Raw genomic sequence first — 22,696 nt, 5'->3', positions numbered from 1 at the left:
CGAGCCCGTGCCGTGACGAAAGTCGCGTGCGTCGCGAGCCGCCCGGCTGGCAGAGTTCCACAGGTGTTCACCCCCCGGATCTCCTGGCCTGACCTGCCCGTCCCCGTCCGCGACGAGGTGCAGGGAGCCATGGGCTCGTCCGTCGTGTCGTGGCAAGGACAGACGGGCGGGTTCTCCCCGGGGACGGCCGACCGGTTGACCCTCGCCGACGGCCGCAGGGTCTTCTGCAAGGCGGTGGGCGCCTCGCTGAACGAGGTCTCCCTCGACCTGTTGCGCATGGAACTGCGTGTGAACCGGCTGCTGCCCAGCGGTCTCCCGGCCCCGGCGTTGATGCACGGCTCTGAACTCAGCGTCGGCGACGACCCCTGGGCTGTGCTGCTCTTCGACGACCTCGAGGGGCGTCACCCCCATACCCCGTGGCAGATCGACGAACTGACCGCCGCTCTGGCCTCGGTGGCCGAGGTGCCTCGCCTCGTCCCCGTGGCGCCCGCAGAGCTGCCCACGGTGGACGAGTTGTTCGGCCCCGACCTCGCGCACTGGGACGACGTCGTCGCCGACCCGCCCGGCAGCCTGGACCCGTGGCTCGCCGAGCGCCTCGACGACCTGCGCGCCAGGGGTGCGCGGGCCCGAGCGGCCCTGGTCGGGGAGGCGCTCTGCCAACTCGACACCCGGTCCGACAACATGGTGGTGGACGCGACCGGAACCGTGTGGCTGGTCGACTGGCCCTACGCCTGCCGCGGCCCGGCCTGGATCGACACCGTGCTGCTGGGAGCCACCGCGTCCGTTCCGGGATGGACCCCCGCCCACGAAGGAGCGGTCGAGGCAGCAGCGGCCAGGCTCGGCTGTGACGCCGATCTGCTCGACGACGTCTGGGCCGGTTTCCTCGGCTACTTCGTCTGGGTCGCCGAGAAGCCTGCCCCGGACAACCTCCCGACCATCCGCGCCTTCCAGGCCCGCTCCCGCGATGCCCTGCTGGGCGTGCTGAAGCGCCGCCTTGCCTGATCCGCGGCCGTTCTCACACCCGCCGTGTCTGCGGGCACGGGTCGGGTCCGATCGTCACCAGGGGCTGGTGGCGATCGGATGAGCCGCCCGCTCGGCAGCCACCTCGGGGCTCAGCTCGCCGTCGGCGTTGCGCGGGGTCCACGTCTGGTCGTGGGTCCACTCGGAGTCACATGAGGAACAGGTGAAGACCTCCATGTGGTCGATCTGGTCACCGGAGGGTCCCCAGTTGCACGTGCCCTGGCAGTCGCCGGACCTCAGTTCTCGTCCCATGTCTGAAGTGTGTCAGCGACCGGCGGCGTATCCCTGCATTCCGCGCGGATTCGCCCCCGCCAGCAACTGCCCGGTGTGCGGGTGACGCGCGACCACACACAGTCGTCCCTCGCTCCACGCCGGTCCGACCTGCACGATGTGCCCGCGCCGGTGCAGCCCTCCGACCACCGCCGGGTCGGTGTTCCCCTCGACGGCGATGGTGTTGGGGATCCACCCCCGCGGATAGAACGAGCCGACCACGTGTTCGGTGTGCCAGTTCGGGGCATCGAGGGCCGTCTGCAGGTCGAGCCGGGCCCGTCCCCCGCGCAGGCTCGTCCCGAAGTCGTGTGCGATGCGGCAGAACAGGTGGAACGACCACTGGTCCTGCTGGTCGCCGCCGGGAGTGCCGAAGGCCAGGGTCGGACGACCCTCGTACTGCGCGATCGAGGGGGTCAGGGTGGTGCGGGGCCGCTTGCCCGGGGTGAGGGTGTTCGGCAGGTCCTCGTCCAGCCAGGCCATCTGCAGCCGCGAGCCGAGCGGGAAGCCCAGTTCGGGGATGACCGGGTTCGACTGCAACCAGCCGCCCGAGGGGGTGGCGGCGACCATGGTTCCCCACCGGTCGACGACGTCGATGTGACAGGTGTCGCCCAGGGTCTCGCCGCGGCGGGTGACATAGGGGTCGGTGGGCTGCTGGTGTTGCACGGTCGGTTCGCCCAGACCGGACGCCGCGGCGGCGACCCGGTCGCCACGCAGCAGTCCCGTGATGTGGCTGGCCACGTGCGCCGGGATGCCCTCGAAGGGCTCGCCGGGAACCCAACCGAGCGAGGCGACCTCGCGGATCAATGACCGGCGAACCGCGGTGTAGCCACCGTCGAGCAGCAGGTCGAGTGGGGTGGGGCGGGCGTCGCCGTACCAGGCGTCCCGGTCGGCGAATGCGAGCTTGGCCCCCTCGACAAGCCGGTGCACGGTGGCCGCGTCGAAGTCACCCGAATCGGTGGTGGTGAGGTCCGCGGGGGTGAGGTCATCGAGCAGGGCGAGTTGCTGCAGGAAGACTGGCCCCTGGGTCCACTGGTCGGCCTTGTGCACCGTCCAGTCCCCCCAGCTGTGGCTCACGGTCGGTTCCCAGGTGGGCTCCCAACGGAGTTGCTCGTCCGGTTCCCAGCTGGCGGCATGCTCGGTGCCGGTGGCGTCGAGGGTGGGGGTGTTCGCAGCCCGGACGAGGGCCTCCGCGATGAATCCCTGGCGCCACACCTGCCTGGCTCGCTCGATGCGGGTCTCCCGGTCTCCACCGCCGGCCTCGGACTCGGCGAGCCAACGCTTCCAGGTGGCGGCGAGCGCGGGGTTGGTGAGCCGCTCGTCGGGACTGGGCGACCTGCCGTCGCGCAGGTAGACGTCGGCGGAGGTCGTCCAGTGGTCGGTGAACAGTGAACGGACCGATTCGACGGTGCGGCCGATCTGGGCGATCGGGAAGTGGCCGCGCTCGGCCAGTGCGATCGCGTGTTCGAGCACACCTTCGAGCCCCCAGGTGCCCTTGTCGCGCAGCAGTACCAGCCAGGCGTCGACCGCTCCGGGCACGGCGGCGGCGAGCGGCCCCGAACCCGGGACGAGGTCGAGCCCCATGGCGCGGTAGGCCTGCGCGGACGCGTGGCTCGGGGCGGGTCCCTGGCCACCCAGTACCTGGGGCTCGCCGTCGCTGGCCGTCCACAGGATGGGGGCGTCGCCACCCGGTCCATTGAGGTGCGGTTCGACCACGTGCAGGGCGAAGGCCGCGGCGCAGGCGGCGTCGGCCGCGTTGCCGCCGCGCTCGAGCACGCTCATGCCGGCGGCGGTGGCCAGCCAGTGGGTGGTGGAAACCATCGCGAAGTCGCCGGACAGGGTGGGGCGGGTGGTGAAGGCCATGACGCGAAACTACCGCTCAAGGGCGAACGGGTGCTCGGATCCGCCGCCGCGCTCACCCCTCGTGGAACTCGCAGCGCCATGGGTCGACCAGGATCACCACCGTGGCTCGACCAACCCCCGGAAATCGGGGGTTGGTCGAGCCACGGTGGTGATCCTGGCGGGCTCAGCCGAGGGCAGCCCAGGTGTTGGGTCCCACCACGCCGTCGGCCGTGAGGCCGTTGCCGCGCTGGAAGGAGCGGACGGCCGACTCGGTGGCCGGACCGAACTGGCCATCGGTCGAGAGCGAATAGCCGTTCTCGTTGAGCCGCTGCTGCAGGTACACCACGTCGGGTCCCTTCGATCCCCGCCGAATCGTCGCCCTGGCCGGTTGCTCCCCGGTGCCGGTGTCACTGTTCCCCGGGTCGGAGTTGCCGGGGTCGCTGTTGCCGGGGTCGCTGTTGCCGGGGTCGCTGTTGCCGGGGTCGGTGTTCCCTGGATCGTTGTTGCCGGGGTCCGAGTTCCCGGGATCGCCCCATCCGGACCCGGTGTTCCCGGGGTCCGAGTTCCCGGGATCGCCCCATCCGGACCCGGTGTTCCCGGGGTCCGAGTTGCCCGGGTCCGAGTTGCCGGGGTCCGAGTTGCCCGGGTCCGAATAGCCGGGGTCGGTGTTCCCTGGATCGGAACCGTTGCCCTGACCCTCGCCGAGGGCCGCCCAGGTGTCGGGTCCCACGATGCCGTCGGCCGTGAGCCCCTGGCTCTGCTGGAACGAGCGGACGGTCCGAGCTGTGCCCGGGCCGAACTGGCCATCGACCGTCAGCCAGTAGCCGAGATCGCTGAGCCGTTGTTGCAGGAAGGTCACGTCGGGCCCCGAGGAACCCTGGCGAAGGGTGGGACGTCCCGAACCCTGCCCGCCGGAACCCTGCCCGCCGGAACCCTGCCCGCCGGAACTCTGACCGCCACTCTGGCCTCCGGAACCCTGCCCACCGGAACCCTGCCCTCCGCTGGGAGGAGCCACGGTGAACGGTTCCTGCGCCTGGTAGGCCGCGGTCATCGCTCCGGTGGGGTAGTAGTTCGGCACCTGATCGGCGGGCATCCGGTTGACGATGGCCGAGTGGAAGCTGTGGTAGTCACCCACGAAGCCCCCGTCAGCCCAGACGGCCTTCAACGCCTCGGTGAACACCCCGTTGCCGTCCCCGTCGCCCGAGAGTTGCGAGTCCTGACAGCCCGAGATCAGCAGCACCTGGGCACAGATGTCGGTGCCACGGGTCTTGCCCGCCAGCGCCTGGACGCTGCGGTACACGTCCTGGCGGCGGTGGAAGTCCGCCAACGAGTCGCTGAGCGGCAGGGCTCGCGGCCTGAACGACTCCACCCTCACTCCTTGCGGCCACAGTTCGCGGCCCAGTGGGTTGCGGACCAGGGCCTCGCGGGTGGCGATCGCCAACACGGCGCGGGTCACGGTGCCCGAGTGACAGGAGTCGGAGAAGACGAGCACCCGCACCCCGGGCGCGAACTGGGCGTACATGCGCGACAGTTCGTCGTCCACGACCTGGCGGTCGTAGAGGCACCAGGTCTCGTCCATGCCGTCCTCCTCGTCACCGTTGGTGTCGGGCATCTGGCCGCCGTGCCCGGAGTAGCTGATCAGCACGATGTCGTCGGCGGTGGCCTGTTGGGCGAGATCAGACATGGCGGTGAGAACGGCCGTGGAGGTGGCCTGGCCATCGACCAGTCGGCGGGTCTGGAACCCGCAGTTGCGGGCAATGGTCTGCATGTCATTGGCGTCGTTGATGCAGCCCGCGAGCACGGGTGCGGTGATGCCATAGGCCTGGTTGTCGATGACGTTGAGGCCGATGTGCAAGGAGTAGCCGGTCATGGGAGTGGTTCCTTTCGCTGGGTCGGTGGGTTGGTGATGGCTGGGTGGCTGGGTGATGGCTGGGTCGCTGGGTGATGGCTGGGTGAATGGTCGCCCGACGCGGCAGTGCGTCAGGGGTGAGGGATCGCGATCAGGGCGCCGTCGCTGTGCACGTGCCAGTCGACGGGGGGCGCCGAGGTGCGGCTGCCGTCGGTGGCGATGGTGGTGACCGTGTAGTGCAGCACCGGGTCGGCGGCGTAGACGGTGAGCGGGAGCACGAACTGCACGTCCCCCTGCGGATGGGCGGCCGACAACTCGACGGGTGCGGGTTGGTGGCCGAGCAGTTCGGTGGCCACCTCGAGCCCCACGATGTCGGTCAGGTTGCCCGTGGCGATGAACGAGAGCCCGAGGTTCAGGTCATCGATGTAGCTGCGGTCCTCGTCCAGCGCCTCCGACCCGGGTTCGAGCTGCCAGTCCAGGGCGAGGTCGCTGCCGGTGCCCGCCGGCAGGTCGACGACGGACGAGCCCTGCGGGTCGATGGTCGTCGCCGGTGTGGCGACCGGCTGACCCGCCACCAGCACGGACGCGACCGACACCCGTCGTCCGGCCTTGTTGGTGAGCGTGAGTTGGTCGCCGGACCGGCTGACCGAGATCGGCCCGTCGGGCGGCCCGACCACCTGGTTGAGGGCCAGCCGCAGGGTGCACTGGGGATGGTCTCCCCCCGGCAACGTGTAACTGGCGGAACCCATCAGTGACGAGGCGGTCAGGATGCTCTGCAGCAGCAGCACGCCCGGGATGTCTGTCGTGAGCAGCAGCGTGAATCCCGTCGCGATCGGCATCGAGGCCACCGTCATGTTCAGCGGCACCGCCCAACTGATGGTCGGCACCAGGCCCGCATCCCAGGGGTTGACCAGTTCGACCGGTCGGCCCGCCCTGGCGCTCAGCTCCGCCGCCAGCCTCGCCCGTTGGGCGGTGGTGACGGGTGACTCGAGTGCGGCGACCAGCACGCAGCGGATGTTGGTGGGGTTCTCGGTGTCGAGCACCGTCGACAGCAGCAGCGTCGGTGCGAGGGGTTCCTCGGTGTCGTCGAGTCGGTGTCGTCCGACGTCGTAGGTGTTGGGCAGCAGCAGGTAGCGGCCGGGTTGGGTGAGGGAGCGGAAGACCTGCACGCCGGCCACGGAGGTGACCGTCTCCCGTTGCCACGTGCGGTACTCGGCCTGTCCGAGGCTGAGCGCCGGTTGGCAGCCGATGGCCTGCCAACCGTCGGTTCCCGACTGCCGGTAGAGCTGGCCGTCATCGGCGCACGGGAACAGCGCCGGCAGGTTCGTGGTCGCGGCGGTCTGGATCCACGTGTAGCTGGCCACCGTGACGGTGGTGAAGTCGGGGTCGTCGACCACCTGCAGGGGCGGACGGATCTGCAGCCGCGCCTTGGCCATCGCCGACCAGTTGACTCCCATGCCACGGTCGATCCGGTCGTGGATCCGATCGAGCATGATCTGGTGGCGTTCGGCCAGACTGGGGATCCTGGTCAGCCGCGGGTCTGCACGCCAGCCCGAGTGGGCCAGGGTGATCTGCAGTTGGGCCGGGTTGGGTTGGAAGCCGGGTGTGGAGAGCGCGCCGTAGGCCAGGCGGGCCCACGAGTCGGAGACGGCGAAGGTCAGGGTTGCGGTCGATCCGGCCTCACCGAAGTTCGCTGGCAGCGCCACCGAGGTGGCGGACACCACGTCGACCTGGTTGGCCGAGGTCTCGTCGCGGAACGGGATGGACAGTCCGGCCTGCACGGCGCAGGGGATCGGCTTCATGGCCGGTTGCCCGGCTGCCTCCCACGCCGCGGTGGTGGCGGCCGAAGGGCCGGCGGCGATCGTCAGGGTGATGGTGGCCTCCAACCCGGGTGTGCCGTCGGCCTGGTGCCCGACGGTCTGCAGGTCGAAGCGGAAGGGCGAGGTCTCGGCATCCACGCCGGGTGCCGGTGCCACCAGGGTGACCTCAGGCAGGTACCAGCGCGTGCCGTCGCCACGGTCGGTCATCAGCGGGCTGCCGTCGAGCACGGGTCCGGTCTCAACGGGCTGGATCGGGATCATCATCAGCCCGGGGTCATACCTCAGCCGGGTGGCGATCTCGATCGGGGTGACGCGGGTCTGCGCCGGTTCGATCGCGGTCGCGATCGCGGGTGGACGGATCGGGGCGACCGCCACCTGCAGGGGCACCATCGCCCCGCCCATGCGGCGCATGATCGGCAGTTCGAGGTCGAAGGCACGTCGTCGGCTCACCTGGGTGGGCCGAAAGACCTGCTCCCATCCGGCGCCGTTGACGGCGACCAGGTGGACGATGTCGGTGCGTTCGGACACCACCGGTGCCAGCACGGTGGCCAGCGGCACCCGCCAGGAGCGGGTGAGGCCGTCCACCCGTCGTGCCTCGATGCGCAGCAGCGGATCGTCGGGTCCCGGTTGCCCGTCCGTTGCCCCCGAGAGACCGGCGAGCAGGAGTCGGGCCTGGTCACCCGAGAGGGTGCCCTGCAGGGCGGCGGCACCGAACGGACCGTTGGCCTCCACCGAGGCCCACCCGTCGGGCCGGGCGAGGTCCACGAGTGTGAACCTCACCCAGCTCAACCGGTCCAGCGGACAGACGAGCTCGAGGGTGACGGTGGCCGACCTGACCAGCTCACCGATGGCCTCGTGAGGGGCTGGTGAACGGTCGAGCAGCACTGTCACGTTCGCCAGGGGAGTCCCCTTGGCGTCTCTGCGGACGTCGACTCTGGACATGGCCCGACTCACAACTTGTAGCCGAGGAAGGTGGCGGGGGCCTTCGCCGGAGCCTTGGCACCGAACAGGTCCCTGCTCGCCGGGGCCTTCGTCCCGGCTGCCGCAGCGGTGACGGGCTGACCGGTGGCCGGCTTGCCGGCCGACGAGGAGCCGGTGTCGCTCCCGGTGCCGAGCTGGTCGGGATCGGGCGGCAGTCCACGGCTGAGCTGGCGCAACTGGTGCACCCGGTCGTCCACCAGGCCACGGGTGGTGACACCCGGATCGTCCGGCATCGGAACCTGCACGATCATCGGGCCGTTGCCGTTGGCCGTGACCCAGGGCCCCGTCCACGACTGGCCCTTGCGGAACAGCGTCCCCTTGACGGTGGCGGTCACCTGGTAGCGGTAGAACGGCAGCATTGCCGGGTCACCGGAGAAGACCGTCCAGGTGCGGTCGGTGTCGAGGTCGTCGACGCCGAACCGGAACCTCACCGGAGCCATGCCCAGCGACTGGTAGTTCTCGTCGGTGGCCTCCATCACCACCTCGACCGCCTGGCTCTTGTCCTCCAGCATCGCCCCCAGTGAGATCGGTCCCACTGCGATCCGGCCCGCGTTGTCGGCACGCACCTCGAGGGTGGTGTCGTTGAGCAGGGTGCCGTTGGGTTCGGGGTCGAGATCGATCACGTTCTTCTCGATCTGCACGCGGTGGAAGGGGTCGAGCACCTCGCTGGGCGGCTCTGCCAGGAAGACCTTGCGCTTGACGTAGGTCTTGTCAGGGGTCCAGTCCGAGGGCGCGTTCGAGACGTCGCTGGCCACCTTCTGGGTGGTGGCGAACTTCCAGGTCGGGTCGGCACCGTCGGAGGAGGAGAAGCTGTGACCTTCCCAGTTGAGCTCGCCGGCGGTGTTCGGGTAGCCGATCTGCACCGACATGAACTGCACCGTGTGGTCGTCCCAGCTGGCCACCGGACGAACCACCCGGGCCAGCTTGCGTGGCCAGTCGTCGAGGTAGACGGTCAGGAAGTACTTGCGCTCAGCGTCGGGGTCGGCCTTGATGTCGTCGGCCATGCCGGCCAGCGAGGACGAGACGGTGTGGTCCTGCAGGTAGGCGAACTGCTTGGTCTCCTCGTAGTGCAGGTCGAGGTGCGATTCGTCGCGGCGGTACTTCAGCGCGACCGAGACTCCCCACGGCGAGAAGATGCTGCCGGAGCCGGAGTCGGCCTTGGCGGCGTCCACCTTGGGTGCGGGCGGGTCGAAGATCACCTTCTGGGCCATCTCCATGAACTTGTTGAACACCAGGTCGGAGCGCTCGTCCATCTTCTTGGCGATCTCGTCGGCACCCGGCAACGTGGTGTCGACCTTGATGTCGACCTTGATGTCGCCCGACTTGCGCATGTTGTTGAACTCGGCCTGGATGTCGACCTTGGCCCACAGGTAATGGGCAGAGGCGGCGGCGGAGAAGTGGGTGAAGATCGAGTCCCAGTTGCCGTCGATCTTGATGGTGCAGACCGGCGACCAGACCTTCAGCTTGTAGTTCTGGATCACGATCAGCGGGCTGGCCGCGCCGTGGAATCCTGCCCACGCGATCGAGGTGGGGTAGGTGCCCAGCAATCCCGAGAAGGCGTGGGTGCCGGTGGGGTCGATCGAACCCGCTCCCTGGCCCTGCAGCACGCAGTACCACGGGTCGAGGTTGTTGTCGGGGGCGGTGGGCTCGGCGTCGCGGGTCAGGGCCTTCGCGCGCGGCATGCCGATGGTGCGGAAGCCACCGTTCGCGAGGCTGCGGTTGCCGCCGGCGGGGTCCTGCGTGGGGAACCCGGTGGGGGTGGGTGCGAGGTTCGACACGCTCGTGGTGGTCTCGCAGATGATCGCCGGCCGGAACATCGGTGGTTTCTGGTGGCCCCTGAGTCCCCAGAAGGCGTCATCGGAGTCGGCGAACATGGCCGTGATCTGGCCCTCCGCCTGACTTCGGGTCGCCTCGGGCAGGGCGCCGGTGACCGAGAAGGTGAGCATGCCGCCCGCCACCTCGCCACCCCCGCCGACCACGCCCTCGCCGCCGGTACCGGAGAAGCGCAGCAGGTTGAACAGGTAGTCGCCGGAATCGGGGCCGTTCTTGCGGGCCATGCGCACCTGGTTGGGGATGTAGTAGAAGACGGGTGCTTCGCCGGCAGCGATCAGCTCGCGGTTGCACACGTCTGGCAGGTACAGGACGGCGTACCCGTCCTTGACGATCGGTTGGGTTCCGCCGGCGTAGGTCGGACCCATTGCCTGGACCATGGTTTCGCCTTTCCTCATGGGATGGGTGGGGACGAGGGTGTCCTCACTTCTTCCAAGAGGCGCAGCGCGGGCATGGTGATACGTGCGCAGGGAAGTGTTGCGTTGAATCTTGGGACCGATCGATTCGTCGCCGGCTGGCTTCGGGGAACCATGATCGCGAAAGGTGCTCTTCGCCCGATGAATCCCGTGAATGAGAGTGCGGTGAAGGGCGGGGCCCTCAGCTCGCGCGCCAGGTCGACCCGAAGCAGGTCCAGGCGCCCGCGGCCGGGCTGATCGCGGTCGCTTGGGCGAGGGCGCTGGCGGAGTCGTGGCCGTCGGCCAACAGGGCGTGGTAGTCGTCCATCACCTGTGCTGCCAGTGCATCGGGGATCGGTGCCACCGGCGCCACCACGCAGCTGACGCCGCAACTGAGCAGTGTGTGGGTGAACCCGAGCGGCTGGTCGCCGGGACGATGGGTGGCCCGTCCGACCTCGCAGGCGGACAGCACGACGTGGCTGGCCCGGATGGCAGCCCCCTCGAGCTCGTGGGCCCAGACCGGGCCTTCGGAGGTGAGCAGGTTCGAGAACAGGGGGTTGTCACCACGATGCTCCCCGTGGGCTGCCACGTGGGCCACGTCGGCGTCGGTGAGGGCTCTCACCAGTCCGGTCACGGGGGTGCCCGGCCAGTGACGCTGCACCGCCGCGGCTTCGGCGGGAGCAGCGGGCAGTTCAGGACCGACCACGCACGCCACCCGAGGGGCAACGACCTCGCGCTGGGTGAGGGCCCACGACGACGCGGTCGGCGCGACGGTGACCGGGCGCCCGACCCACGGCGGCAGTGCTCCCCAGGGAAGACCCGACAGCACACGCGAGGGGACGATCACCAGGGGACCAGCGATGCTGCCCAAGGGCTCGACCACCTGCGCCGCGAGTTGCCCCAGGCGCGCTTCCAGGGAGGCCCGTACCGGCACCGACAAGGGGTGTGACGCTCCCAGTCGGGCGTGGGCCGACAGGTCGGCCCGGGTGGCGTCGACCAGCTCGACGACCCGGCTGGCAGATCCCAGCTCGATCAGGCGCGTCGGCGACGATGACACCACGACCGCCGCCAAATCGTCCCCCCGGCGTACGGCGACCACCAGGGTCGCGTCGCGCTCGATCGCGGCCCGCCGAAGCTGGGCGTGGCTGAGGGGGGTGACCTGGTCGGGAAGTTGCTGCACCCGCATCCAGGTGTGCTCGCGCAGGCCCCGCTCCAGCTCCGCAATCTGGCGGACCATCTCCCGGTCGCCGGGCTGCAGTCCGGAGCGCAACACCCTCAGCTGAGAGGCCATACGGGCCAGTTCGGGGTCGTCAGCGGGGCGTTGCTGGGGGGTGCCACGGGTCGCCGCGCGCCATCGCTCGCTGACCTCGAGCAGTGCGACCGGGCCCCGCTCGGCCGCGAGGTCGAGGTCGAGTTGGGCCGCCGCCTCCCCGTGCACCGCCAGGGCCGTGCGCAGGTCGATGCTGGCAAGGCCCAGTTGCGCCCTGACCAACCGGCGGCTGGCTGCCCGTAGCACCTCCCTGGCCTTCTCGGGGCGACCGCTCGCCACCCATTGGCGCGCCTGCCCCAGTCGTGCCGAGGTCTGCTGGGACAGCGCCGGCCCCCTGGCCAGTGCCGACAGGTCACGGGCCAGGTCGCGGCCGAGTGGGGTCCCGACCGCCACCACACACGGGTCGGGCAGGGGCGCGCGCAGGGCCACCTCGGCGGACTGGCGCGCGATCTGCGGGTCGTCCAACTCCCGTGCCGTCGTGCGCAGGGCCAGTGCTGCCTCAAGACTGGGACGAGAGGCGATGGCCAGCAGCCGGGCCCGTCGCTCCCAGAATCCCTCGTCACGTGCCCCGAACGCGACCGCGGCGCTCTGGGCGGCAGCGTGGCCGGCCTCGTGGTCGCCCAGCAGCAGGTGGCACTGGGCCAGCGCCAGGTCGATCTCTGCCAGCAGCTGGTCACCCTCGGCGTGATGCCTGGTCTCGGAGAGTCCGTCACGGGCGTCGGCGAGCAGCCCCGACTCGAGCAGCACCTTGGCCCGATCCAGCCGCAGCACCGACCGGTCCATGTCGACGGGCATCTCGTCGGCGGCCTGCATCGCGGCCAGCGCGGCAGGGGTGTCGCCCCTGAGGAACTGCACCCAACCGAGGTTGTGGCGGGCCATGAACTCCAGCGGGGCGAGACCTTCGGCCCGAGCGAGGTCGGCAGCCGAGGTGAGGTCGGCGACGGCCTCGGGGTAGCGGGCCACCTGCGAGGCGATCGTCCCCCGGTTGAGCAGCACCCTCATCCGGTCGGCGGGTGGCAGGGCTGCTGCGTCGACCCTGTGGAGGGCCCGCCATGCCCCCGGTAGGTCACCGGAGCGAGCGAGCAGGATGCCGATCTGGCTTCGCGCCGACGCCTCCACGGCTGGCAGTCTTGTCCGCTGGGCGTCGGCCACCACGGCCGTCAGGGCTTGTCGGGCCGGTGTCGGGCCGTCCCTCTCGAAACCCACCCAGGCCTGGGAGATGCGAATGCGAAGCCCCAACTCCACGGCCCAGGGCGGGCACGCGGCCACCGCGCGCTGCAGCAGCACCGCCGCCTCGTCGGTGCGGTGCTCGGTGAGGGCCACGCGGGCCTGCTCGTAGAGCCGGTCGGCGTCGTCCACTCACACCTCGACGACGGGGGTGGCCACCAGTCGCGCACCGGCGCGACCGGGGTGGATGAGGAAATGGATGCTGCCGTGGGGAACGTCGGTCCACACCATCCGGCCGGTGGCGTCCGAGGTGCGCGGCCAGGTGCCGAAGTCGCCGACCAGGTCGATCTGCAGGCCACCTCCGGTGACCCAGCCGTCGATCCGGACGACGGTGTCCTCCTCCGCGATCATCACCGTCAGGCTGATCGTCGAACTGGTGAAGGTGATGGTGTCGGCCTTCGTCGACCCGCCCCGGGCGAACGCGAGGTCCTGGTCGGCGATGGTCGCGAGTTCGGCCTCCATGGCCTGCAGGGCGATGCGGAAGTGGATGCGCTCGAGCATGCCCTCGGGCATCGGGTCGTTGGCCTCCTGCGCGGCCTGCAGCCGGGTCAACAGCAGCAGGTCGTCGTCGGTGAGGGGAGCGTCCGCGCCGGGCACGGGAATGGTCTCGGGCATGTCGTCACCAACTCCAACTGGGATCGGCGGCCAATGAGGTGCGCAGTGCTGCCAGGCAGCGGCCGCGGGTGGGGCCGATCGAGCCCATCGGCATGCCGAGGGCTGCGGAGATGCCGGCGTAGTCGGGTGTCTGGGCGTGCGCGACCACCCGCAACAGGGCCTGGCAGCGCGGGCTGAGCCGTTGCACGTGTCCCCACAGGGTGCGGCCGGTGTCACGCTCGACGGCCTCGTTCTCGGGGTCGTCGGTGGCCACCAGGAACTCGGGTTCGGGGGCGGTGGCGCGCTGCTGGCGGCGAGCGCGCCAGGCGTCCCGACGCACCGTGGTGAGCAGCCAGGCCAACACGGTCTGCGGGTCTCGGATCGAGGCGGACGACTGCACCAGCTTGAGCCACGCGTTCTGCACGGTGTCCTCGGCCTCGGCCGGCGAGAGCCCCGCCGATCGCGCCACGGCCCACAGGGCAGGGGTGACCAGGTCGACCAGGTCACCCATCCGTTCGGGACGTCCCGCGAGGTGGTCGCGGAACGCCGCGGCCGCCGCATCGGCGAGCGAGGTGCTGGGCACGGTGGCGGTCATGGCTTCCACCCCACCGTCTGTTCGATGGCCGACCAACCACGCCTCAGCTGGTGGTCGCAGCCGCGTTCGGCCAGCGAGTCGTCAGCGGCGAGACAGGCCGCGATCTCGCCGGCCAGCACGGGACCTGCGAAGGAGGTGCCCGACCAGGTGGCGAACCCGCCGGCGAAGTTCTCCGGGTCGATGGTGGATCGGCGCAGGGGCCCGTCGCTCAGTCCGGCCGCTGCCTGCAACTCGCCGTCCAGGGTCTGCGGCACGGTGCTGACCAGGGCCGCCCCCGACCGGTGGGCACTGACCCAGGGGCCGGCGTTGCTGAAGTAGGCCACGGTCGACCGGTCGGGGTTGAGCGCCGCCACGCAGGCCATCGGAACCTGCCCGGGATCGAGCACCGTGCCCGGCGGCGGTGCGAATGCGGCCGGGAACAGGGGTTCGGTGGTCGACTGGTTGCCCGCCGAGGTCACGACGGCGACGCCCGCTCGTCCGAACTGGTCGAGCACCTGGCGCAGCGGGGCGTCCTCGAGCAGGTCGCTGGGGTCCTCGTGGTAGTAGCCCAACGAGAGCGAGAGCACGTCGATGATGTCGTCGTCGGGCCCGTGGTCGAGGGCGTCGAGGTGGCGGACGAGCAGCAGCGACAGCACCTGGATGAGCACCCCCTCCGGCATGCGGCCGGCGTCGTCGAGCAGGGGCACCACCTGCACCCTTGCCTCGGGGCACAGTTGGCGGATGATGCCGGTGATGAACGTGGCGTGACCAGCGTCGGACGGAACCGAGCCGTCCAGCCTGTCCCGCGGGGGCGGGGGTGGCACGTTGGGCACGTCGCCGCCCAGCCCGAGCCGCAACCCCAACGCGTGCACCTCGTCGGTGGCGAAGGCCGGGTCGGTGAACCATGCGTGGCTGCCCAGAGCGGTGTCGGGCACCACGACCAGTGGGTGCCGTGTGAGGCTGCGGCGGCGCAACGCCGGGTCGGGGAGCACGACCGAGACGGGTGCTCGTCCGCCGCTACCCGGCTGGCTGTACTGGGCGGCGGGGGGAGCACCGGCGGGCATCGACACGTAGTACGGCATCGAGACGTAATAGGGCATCGACACGTAGTACGGCATCGAGACGTAGTAGGGCATGCCCTGGTAGTCGGGCGAGGAAGCCTGCATCAGGTGGTCGAGGGCCAGGCCCCGGGCCACCTGGGGGTCGCGCCGACGGGCCTCCTGCAGGATGGGCCACGCGTCCACCGGGGCGGAGTCGGACACCAGACGCACCCGGGTCACCCAGCACCGATCCAGCTGTTCCGCGTGGTTCCTGGTGAGCGTGTCCAGCACCTCCGCGCCCCGCGGTGCGGACCGTCGTGAGTGCGTCAGGTCCCGCAGTCGTCCGGCGATCCCCTCACCGATTCCTCGGACGAACGGTCCCCGGGCGGCGTCGTTCGGCGCGCCGGTCTCGGAAGCGGGCACCCGCCGGTCGGCCACGAAGTTCTCGGGCTCGACCCGCAACCCGTGCTCGGCCGCGACCTGCTCGAGCAGGGCCAGCGGTGCGTCCTGCGCCAGACCCGGCAACCCACGCACCAGCAACACGTCCCCGAGGTGAACCGTCGGGTGCGGCGGTGCCCCCGACGGGAGCGGGGCCGAGGTGAGGGGATCGATCAGTCGGGGCAACGAGGCGGGCACGGGTTCCTCCGGTGGAGTCGCAGGGTTCGTTGCTGGTGAGGAGGAGTGCGGTGGTGCTCCTGATACATCCCGGTGCGGGTGACGACGACGTGGGCCGATGGGGTCGGCCACAGCACCCATTCCACACCTTGGAGGCACTCAACGGAAGGCCCTGTCGTTGCCCGGGTGGGACGGCCCTCAGGCGCCGCGGACCGCCTCGTTGAACCAGCCGGTGATCGAGGTGGGATGGGTGATGGCCGTACCCACCACCACAGCGAACGCCCCGGCCCGGCGACACTGCCGGGCCTGCTCGGTGGTGTGGACTCGTCCCTCGGCCACCACCACGTGGTCGGGGAGGGCCTGGACCAGCTGCACCAGCAGGTCGAGGTCAGGCCCGTCGGTCGTCGGACGAGCACCCGTGTACCCGGCCAAGGTGGTCCCGATGATCTCGGCCCCGGCCTCGGCGGCGGCCAGACCGGCCTCGAGGGAGTCGCAGTCGGCCATCACCGGTGCGTCGGTGTGCTGGTGGAGCCGGCGGATGGTCTCGGCGAGCGAGAGGCCGTCGGGACGAGGCCGCTGGGTACCGTCGAGCGCCACGATGTCGGCGCCGGCATCAGCCACGGCGACGGCGTGCGCAAGGGTGGGCGTGATGAAGACCCCGTCATGGCCGTCCTTCCAGATGCCGATGACCGGCACCGCGACCGACTGCTTCACCAGTTCGATGTCACGAATCCCCTGGGCGCGGACGGCGCTGGCTCCGCCCCGTTCCACGGCAGCCGCCATCTGGGCCATGGTCTCGGGGTGACGCATGGGTTCGCCGGGGTAGGCCTGGCACGAGACGATCAGGCTGCCCTCGAGGCCGGCGAGCAGGGGGTGCCGGCCAGGGGCGGCAGTGGGAGGGGGCACTCCGCGAGCATGACACGGACGATGCCCGGCCGGGGTGACGCACGCATAGCACGTGCGTCCGGGGAGCAATCGCCACCCCACCCCCACCAGAGCCCCGCCCGCTTCGTAGGGTGAGGCCATGAGCCAGCGAAAGATCGGCGTGACCGAGGTCGCGTTGCGTGATGCCCACCAGAGCCTGATGGCGACCCGGATGGCCATGGAGGACATGGTCGACGCCTGTGCAGACATCGATGCCGCCGGTTACTGGTCGGTGGAGTGCTGGGGCGGGGCGACCTTCGACTCCTGCATCCGGTTCCTCAACGAGGACCCGTGGGAGCGGCTGCGCACCTTCCGCGAGTTGCTGCCCAACTCGCGCCTGCAGATGCTGCTGCGCGGGCAGAACCTGCTCGGTTACCGCCACTACGAAGACATGGTGGTCGACACCTTCGTGCAGAAGTCCGCCGAGAACGGCATGGACGTCTTCCGTGTCTTCGACGCGCTGAACGACCCCCGCAACATGGAGCGGGCGATGAGGGCGGTCACGAAGACCGGCAAGCACGCCCAGGGCACCATCTGCTACACGATCAGTCCGCTGCACACCGTCGAGGGCTACGTGAAGCTCGCCGGCCAGCTGATCGACATGGGCGCCGAGTCGATCGCGCTGAAGGACATGGCGGCACTGCTCAAGCCACAGCCGGCCTACGACATCGTCCGCGGTATCAAGGAGACCTACGGCGACGTGCAGGTCAACGTGCACTGCCACGCCACGACTGGTGTCACCCTGGTCAGCCTGATGAAGGCCATCGAGGCCGGTGCCGACGTGGTCGACACCGCCATCTCGTCGATGAGCCTCGGCCCCGGACACAACCCCACCGAGTCCCTGGTCGAGATGCTGGAGGGCACCGAGTACACCACCGGGCTCGACATGGCCCGCCTCGAGAAGATCCGCGACCACTTCGCTGCGGTTCGTCCCAAGTACGCGGAATTCGAGTCGGCGACCCTGGTCGACACCGACATCTTCTCGTCCCAGATCCCCGGCGGCATGCTCTCGAACATGGAGTCACAGCTGCGCGCCCAGGGAGCCGGTGACCGCATCCGTGAGGTGATGGCCGAGGTTCCGGTGGTCAAGAAGGACGCCGGCTACCCGCCGCTGGTCACCCCCTCGAGCCAGATCGTCGGCACCCAGGCCGTGTTCAACGTGCTGATGGGCCGCTACAAGGTGATGACCGGGGAGTTCGCCGACCTGATGCTCGGCTACTACGGCGAGTGCATGGGGGAGAGGAACCCCGAGGTGGTCGAGATCGCACACGCGCAGACCAAGAAGGAACCCATCACCGAGCGCCCGGCCAACCTGCTCGAGCCCGAGTGGGAGAAGCTGCACGACGACGCCGAGGCGCTGCCCGGTTTCAACGGCTCCGAGGAGGACGTGCTCACCAACGCCATGTTCCCCGGGGTCGCACCGAAGTTCTTCAGCACCCGCGCGGACGGCCCCAAGAGCGTCGGCAAGACCACCGAGCAGTTGGCCAACGAGAAGGCCGCGGCCGACACCTCGTCCAAGGCAGTGCGCGGCCCGATCACCTACAACGTGACCCTCGCCGGTCGCACCCACGCGATCAAGGTCGAGCCGGCCTGAGGCCGCTCGTCCCACCCGCCCACCTCCCCAATTCGACCCACCTCTCCACCTCGAAGGGACGACGATGGCTGACACGATGGCCAAGCTGCTCACCCAGCTGGACGAACACCGAGCCCAGGTTGCGCTCGGCGGCGGCAAGGCCCGCCTCGACAAGCAGCGCGCGCAGGGCAAGCTGACCGCACGCGAGCGGATCGACGCCCTGCTCGACCGGGGCAGCTTCCAGGAGATCGGAGCCTTCCGTCGCAACCGCACCACCGCGTTCGGCATGGACACCGCAGACATGCCGGCCGACGGGGTGGTCACCGGTTCGGGTGCCGTGCTCGGTCGACCGGTCAACGTCGCCAGCCAGGACTTCACCGTCGCCGGTGGTTCGGCAGGTGAGACCCACTCGATCAAGGTCGCCCAGGCGCTGCGCGAGTCGCTCAAGAACGGCGCGCCCTTCGTCTTCATCAACGACTCGGGTGGCGCGCGGGTGCAGGAGGGCATCGACTCCCTGTCGGGATACGGGCAGGTCTTCTACGCCAACGTGCTGCTGTCGGGTGCGGTACCGCAGATCTCCATCATCGCCGGCCCCTGCGCTGGTGGTGCCGCCTACTCACCGGCGCTGACGGACTTCATCATCCAGACCCGCAAGGCCCACATGTTCATCACGGGCCCCAACGTCATCAAGCAGGTCACCGGCGAGGAGGTCACCGCCGACGCCCTGGGCGGTGCCGATGCGCAGATGGCATCAGGCGTGGTCTCGTTCGTGGCCGACGACGACGAGCAGGCGATCATGATCGCCAAGAAGCTGCTCAGCTTCCTGCCGCAGAACAACTCCGAGGAGCCCCCGGTCGTCGACCCGGACGACGGCGTCGACCCCCAGCCCGCCCTGCGCGACATCATCCCCGACGACTCGCGCAAGGGCTACGACGTGCGTGAGGTGATCCGCCACATCGTCGACCGTGAGGACTTCCTCGAGGTGCAGGCCGGTTTCGCCGCCAACCTGGTGGTCGGTTTCGGACGCATCGTGGGCCAGAGCGTCGGCTTCATCGCCAACCAGCCCTCGGTGATGTCGGGTGTGCTCGACATCAACTCCTCCGACAAGGGCTCGAAGTTCATCCGCTTCTGCAACGCGTTCAACATCCCTGTCGTGAACCTCGTCGACGTGCCCGGCTTCCTGCCCGGTGTCGCGCAGGAGACGGGCGGCATCATCCGCCACGGCGCCAAGATGCTCTACGCCTACTCCGCCGCCACCGTGCCGAAGATCACCGTCGTGATGCGCAAGGCCTACGGGGGCTCCTACCTGGCGATGTGCTCCAAGGACCTGGGCGCCGACCGCGTGTTCGCGTGGCCCACCGCTGAGATCGCCGTGATGGGTGCCGACGGTGCCGCCGCGGTGGTCTTCAAGAAGGAGATCGCCGAGGCCGACGACCCCAAGGCTCGTCGCGCCGAACTCGTCGAGGAGTACCGCAGCACCTTCTCGTCGCCCTACATGGCGGCCGCCCACGGCCTGGTCGACGACATCATCGATCCGGCCGAGACTCGCTACCAGATCGCCACCGCCTTGGCGCAGCTGGTCAACAAGCGCGAACTTCGTCCGGCCAAGAAGCACGGCCTCGGCCCGGCCTGACCAGGAGCCTGACATGACTGACACAGCTGGCATGAGCCCCACTGGGACGGGTGGCCACCTTGCCTCGGACCAGGTCGAACTGTCCGAACTGAAGGCCCTGCTGCTCGAGCTGAACGGACGAATCGCCTCGCTCGAGGGCGACGTCGCCCACCTCAAGGCACAGCAGGCCGAGGCCATGCAGACGTTGCCCGACGACGTCGTGATGGCGATCAGTGCAGCCGTCGCAGCGTTCCTGGGCCACAAGGCCAAGGTCCGCGCCATCCACCTGTCCGGCGAACATCGCTGGGCATCCGAAACCCGCACCCGCATCCACGACCGCTCGGTCGGGCGCCGCTGACAACCCTTGAAAACGGGAGACAACTGATGAAGCTCAAGGTGACGATCAACGGAACCGAGTACCTGGTCGACGTCGAGGTCGAGGAGGAGGAGCGTCCCACGCTCGGCCCCATCGTGATCGGTGGCGGTTCGACCGGGGCGCAGATGCCCACCACCGCCTCGGTGCCTGCCGCCAGCGCCAATGCGGTCGTGGCACCGCTGGCCGGGTCGGTGGCCCGGGTGCTGGTGAAGGAGGGTGACGCGATCGAGGCAGGCGCCGTGCTGCTGGTGCTCGAGGCCATGAAGATGGAGACCGAGATCACCGCACCCCAGGCCGGCACCGTCGACCGGGTGATGGTCGCGGCCGGGGACGCCGTGCAGGGTGGGCAGGCCCTGATCCGGCTGGCCTGACACAGCCCCACAGTCGGTGCATCTGGCGGACGGATGCACCCGGTCGGCCGTGTTGTCTGGCACGGCCTGCCTTCGGACTGGTCTCGAGAGCAACGGCCGTTGACCGCAAGGGAGCGTGCTGCGGTCGTCTCGGGGCCAGTCTTCTGCCACATGGACGAGGAACGACCCCGCGCAGGTACTGCGCGGGGTCGCCCTGTTTCCGGTCGCCGGTTCGGCGGCGTGCCGTCGGGGCGCGCCCGATCAGGCCAGGATGGCCTGCACCACGGCCGGACGCGGCTGGCTGCCGGTGTAGGGGAACCTCGAGGCGACGTTGTCTGGGCTGGCCCCGTCGACCTCACCGGGGTGCTGCACCGCCACCAGCAGCGAAAACTCGTCGTCCATGATCCAGGGACCGCAGGTCTCGGCACCGAAGGGCACCGACAGGAACTGGCGGAGCCTGCCCTTCTCCGGTCCTGCGACCGGCATCACGAAGAGACCATCGCAGTGGTTCAGGGTGCCCGGCTGGCCGTCGGTGGCGATCCACAGGTTCCCGGCCTTGTCGAAGGTGACGTTGTCGGGGCAGCTGATCGGGGTCACCGCCGACTTGTCGTAGCCGTCGAAGTAGGTGCTGGGATCGTCCGGGTTCCCGGCGATCAGCACCAGCTTCCAGGTGAACGTGGCGTTGCCGTGGCGGCCGTTGCCCGGCGTGAGCTCGACGATGTGGCCGTGCTTGTTGTTGGCCCGCGGGTTGACCTCGTCGACCTGGCTCGGGACTCGCTTGGTGTTGTTGGTCATCACCATGTAGAGCCGGTTGTTGACGGGGCTCACCTCGACGTCCTCGGGGCGGTCCATGGCCGTCGCGCCGACCTTGTCGGCCGCGATCCGACTGAAGACGAGCACCTCGGCCACAGACATCCCGGACACCTTCGACTCGCCACCGACGACCAGCGGCAACCAGGTGCCGATGCCGTCGTGCTCCCCGTCCGCAGCTCCGTCACCGGCGAACGAGGCGACGTACAGGTCACCCTCCTCGAGCAGGGTCAGGTTGTGGGCCTTGGCCCGGGGGCTTCCCGAGCCGTCGAACTTCTTCGACGACACGAACTTGTAGACGTACTCGAAGCGGGAGTCGTCACCGGAGTAGACGACCACGGTGCCGTCGGGATCGACGGCGACAGCTGCACCCTCGTGCTTGAAGCGCCCCAGCGCCGTGTGCTTGCGCGGGGTGGACGTCGGGTCATCGGGGTCGATCTCGACCACCCAGTTGAAGCGGTGCGGTTCGTGCGGTTCGACGGCCACGGCGAAGCGGTCATCGGCGCGTTCCCAGCCCCGTCCACCCGAGGTGACGGTGTACCGGGCCAGGGTCTCCAGTTGGTCTGCCGGTGCACCGGTGGCATTGAAGTACTGGTCGACGTTCTCCTCGCCCGACAGCACGGTGCCCCACGGGGTGACCCCGCCGGCGCAGTTGTTGAGCGTCCCCAGCACCTTGGTACCCGAGGGATCAGCGGCAGTGGCCAGAAGCGCGTGCCCTGCGGCGGGGCCGGTCAGCCTGAACTCGGTGTGGGTGTGGATGCGACGGTTGCGCTTGCCCGAGACGACCGGCTTCCAGGTCTTCATGGGATTGCCGCGCTCGACCTCGACCACCGTCATGCCGTGGGCGGCCATGATGGTGCGCAACTGGTCGGTGGTCAGGTCGGCCGAGCTCGAGATGTCGCGGAACATCAACTCGTCGTCGGTGTACTCGTGGTTCGAGACCAAGGTCGCCTTCGTGGCGCCACGCGACAGGATCGCGAGGTAGTCATTGTTGTAGCCGAACTGCTTCAGCTGTGCGTCGGCGGTCTGGTTGTCGAAGTCGAAGGCGGGCGCGCCGGGCAGCACAGCGTCGCCCCAGGCGATGACCGGTTCCCAGCGCCAACCCGCGGGCACGACCAGGGCGTCGGTGGTGGCGGGCTGGAGAGCGATACCGGTGAACCTGTCGATCACCAGCGCGGCCCCGCGCTGGGCATGGGGGTTGCGCTGTTCGTTGCCGTTGCCGTGGCCGTGGCCCTGGGCGAAGGCGGGGGCGGCGATGCCGGCGACACCCAGGCCGACCAGTCCGGCGAGCGCGCTGCGGCGCGACACCGAGGCGGCGACGACGTCGCCGAAGTAGGGGTTGGAGGAGGTGTTGGCGTCAGGCTTGGAGCAGGCGTCGCCACACTTGTAGTGGCAGGTCATGGCCGTGCGTCCGCCCTCGTGGGAGCGGGTCAGCAGGGGCAGGAGTGAACGCATCAAGGTTCCCTTCGGTGTGATGTCGGCCGACGAACGGCCCGGCACCGCCTGGGGCGGGTGCTCCTGAACCTAGGCAGCGCAATGGCCCGGGCAGCGGCGCTGGGGTGAACTCCCGGTGACCATTGGGTGGGGTGCTCAATACATGCGCTGCGGCTTGCGAAAAGAGCGGTTGCCCCTGACCGCGGAAGGTGCCGCCGGCCAATCGGGCGGATCGTGTGCTGTGGCGGCGATGGTTGCTGCCCCAGTGCAACAGGTGGCGTCAGGGCACACGA

16 protein-coding genes are annotated in these 22,696 nt (G+C 69.7%); 5 read left to right on the top strand and 11 right to left on the bottom strand.

What is annotated here, in order from left to right:
• Positions 1 to 63 precede the first annotated feature (63 nt).
• Positions 64 to 1,002, top strand: a complete 939-nt coding sequence (locus QQZ11_RS02905) for a phosphotransferase (protein ID WP_284548578.1) — start codon at positions 64 to 66, stop codon at positions 1,000 to 1,002.
• A 54-nt stretch (positions 1,003 to 1,056) separates the two neighbouring features.
• Here the strand turns inward: QQZ11_RS02905 and QQZ11_RS02900 are convergent, their stop codons facing one another.
• The 10 genes from QQZ11_RS02900 to QQZ11_RS02855 all read right to left on the bottom strand — a co-directional run bounded on the left by QQZ11_RS02900 (position 1,057) and on the right by QQZ11_RS02855 (position 16,230).
• On the bottom strand, positions 1,057 to 1,272 hold the full coding sequence (locus QQZ11_RS02900; RefSeq protein WP_022909379.1) for a hypothetical protein: 216 nt from the start codon (positions 1,270 to 1,272) through the stop codon (positions 1,057 to 1,059).
• 12 nt (positions 1,273 to 1,284) lie between these two features.
• On the bottom strand, positions 1,285 to 3,150 hold the full coding sequence (locus QQZ11_RS02895) for a gamma-glutamyltransferase family protein (protein WP_284548576.1): 1,866 nt from the start codon (positions 3,148 to 3,150) through the stop codon (positions 1,285 to 1,287).
• Between the two features lie 163 nt (positions 3,151 to 3,313).
• Positions 3,314 to 4,999: a peptidoglycan-binding protein gene (locus QQZ11_RS02890; RefSeq protein ID WP_284548574.1), complete on the bottom strand. Its 1,686-nt coding sequence runs from the start codon at positions 4,997 to 4,999 to the stop codon at positions 3,314 to 3,316.
• Between the two features lie 110 nt (positions 5,000 to 5,109).
• Entirely contained in the window at positions 5,110 to 7,740 is a 2,631-nt protein-coding gene (locus tag QQZ11_RS02885; protein ID WP_284548573.1) for a hypothetical protein, read from the bottom strand.
• Positions 7,741 to 7,748: 8 nt separating this feature from the next.
• A complete protein-coding gene (locus tag QQZ11_RS02880; RefSeq protein WP_022909383.1) occupies positions 7,749 to 9,989 on the bottom strand; it encodes a hypothetical protein in 2,241 nt (746 codons plus the stop codon).
• 217 nt (positions 9,990 to 10,206) lie between these two features.
• Positions 10,207 to 12,633 (bottom strand): CHAT domain-containing protein, encoded by a 2,427-nt coding sequence (locus QQZ11_RS02875; protein WP_284548572.1) that lies wholly within the window; start codon positions 12,631 to 12,633, stop codon positions 10,207 to 10,209.
• Complete coding sequence (locus tag QQZ11_RS02870) at positions 12,634 to 13,116, bottom strand: hypothetical protein (protein WP_022909385.1); 483 nt, start codon at positions 13,114 to 13,116, stop codon at positions 12,634 to 12,636.
• A gap of 4 nt (positions 13,117 to 13,120) precedes the next feature.
• On the bottom strand, positions 13,121 to 13,690 hold the full coding sequence (locus QQZ11_RS02865; protein WP_284548570.1) for an RNA polymerase sigma factor: 570 nt from the start codon (positions 13,688 to 13,690) through the stop codon (positions 13,121 to 13,123).
• Positions 13,687 to 15,345, bottom strand: a complete 1,659-nt coding sequence (locus QQZ11_RS02860) for a S8 family serine peptidase (protein WP_284548568.1) — start codon at positions 15,343 to 15,345, stop codon at positions 13,687 to 13,689. Before QQZ11_RS02860 ends, QQZ11_RS02865 begins: the two co-directional genes overlap by 4 nt.
• Positions 15,346 to 15,522: 177 nt before the next feature.
• The gene (locus tag QQZ11_RS02855) at positions 15,523 to 16,230 is read right to left on the bottom strand and encodes an N-acetylmannosamine-6-phosphate 2-epimerase (protein WP_284548567.1); all 708 of its coding nucleotides are present in this window, start codon (positions 16,228 to 16,230) and stop codon (positions 15,523 to 15,525) included.
• Positions 16,231 to 16,348: 118 nt separating this feature from the next.
• Between QQZ11_RS02855 and QQZ11_RS02850 the strand changes: the two genes are divergently transcribed.
• From QQZ11_RS02850 to QQZ11_RS02835, 4 genes are all read left to right on the top strand, one after another.
• On the top strand, positions 16,349 to 17,842 hold the full coding sequence (locus QQZ11_RS02850; RefSeq protein WP_284548565.1) for a methylmalonyl-CoA carboxytransferase subunit 5S: 1,494 nt from the start codon (positions 16,349 to 16,351) through the stop codon (positions 17,840 to 17,842).
• A gap of 64 nt (positions 17,843 to 17,906) precedes the next feature.
• On the top strand, positions 17,907 to 19,454 hold the full coding sequence (locus tag QQZ11_RS02845; protein WP_022909390.1) for an acyl-CoA carboxylase subunit beta: 1,548 nt from the start codon (positions 17,907 to 17,909) through the stop codon (positions 19,452 to 19,454).
• Between the two features lie 13 nt (positions 19,455 to 19,467).
• Entirely contained in the window at positions 19,468 to 19,791 is a 324-nt protein-coding gene (locus tag QQZ11_RS02840; protein ID WP_051139622.1) for a hypothetical protein, read from the top strand.
• A gap of 26 nt (positions 19,792 to 19,817) precedes the next feature.
• Complete coding sequence (locus tag QQZ11_RS02835; protein WP_022909392.1) at positions 19,818 to 20,180, top strand: biotin/lipoyl-containing protein; 363 nt, start codon at positions 19,818 to 19,820, stop codon at positions 20,178 to 20,180.
• A gap of 240 nt (positions 20,181 to 20,420) precedes the next feature.
• Here the strand turns inward: QQZ11_RS02835 and QQZ11_RS02830 are convergent, their stop codons facing one another.
• A complete protein-coding gene (locus QQZ11_RS02830) occupies positions 20,421 to 22,424 on the bottom strand; it encodes a PhoX family protein (protein WP_284548563.1) in 2,004 nt (667 codons plus the stop codon).
• Between the last annotated feature and the right edge of the window lie 272 nt (positions 22,425 to 22,696).

Origin of the sequence: Aestuariimicrobium sp. T2.26MG-19.2B, from assembly GCF_950101875.1 — a bacterium.
GTDB classification, from domain to species: domain Bacteria; phylum Actinomycetota; class Actinomycetes; order Propionibacteriales; family Propionibacteriaceae; genus Aestuariimicrobium; species Aestuariimicrobium kwangyangense.
This window is presented reverse-complemented; position numbering and strand designations above follow the sequence as displayed.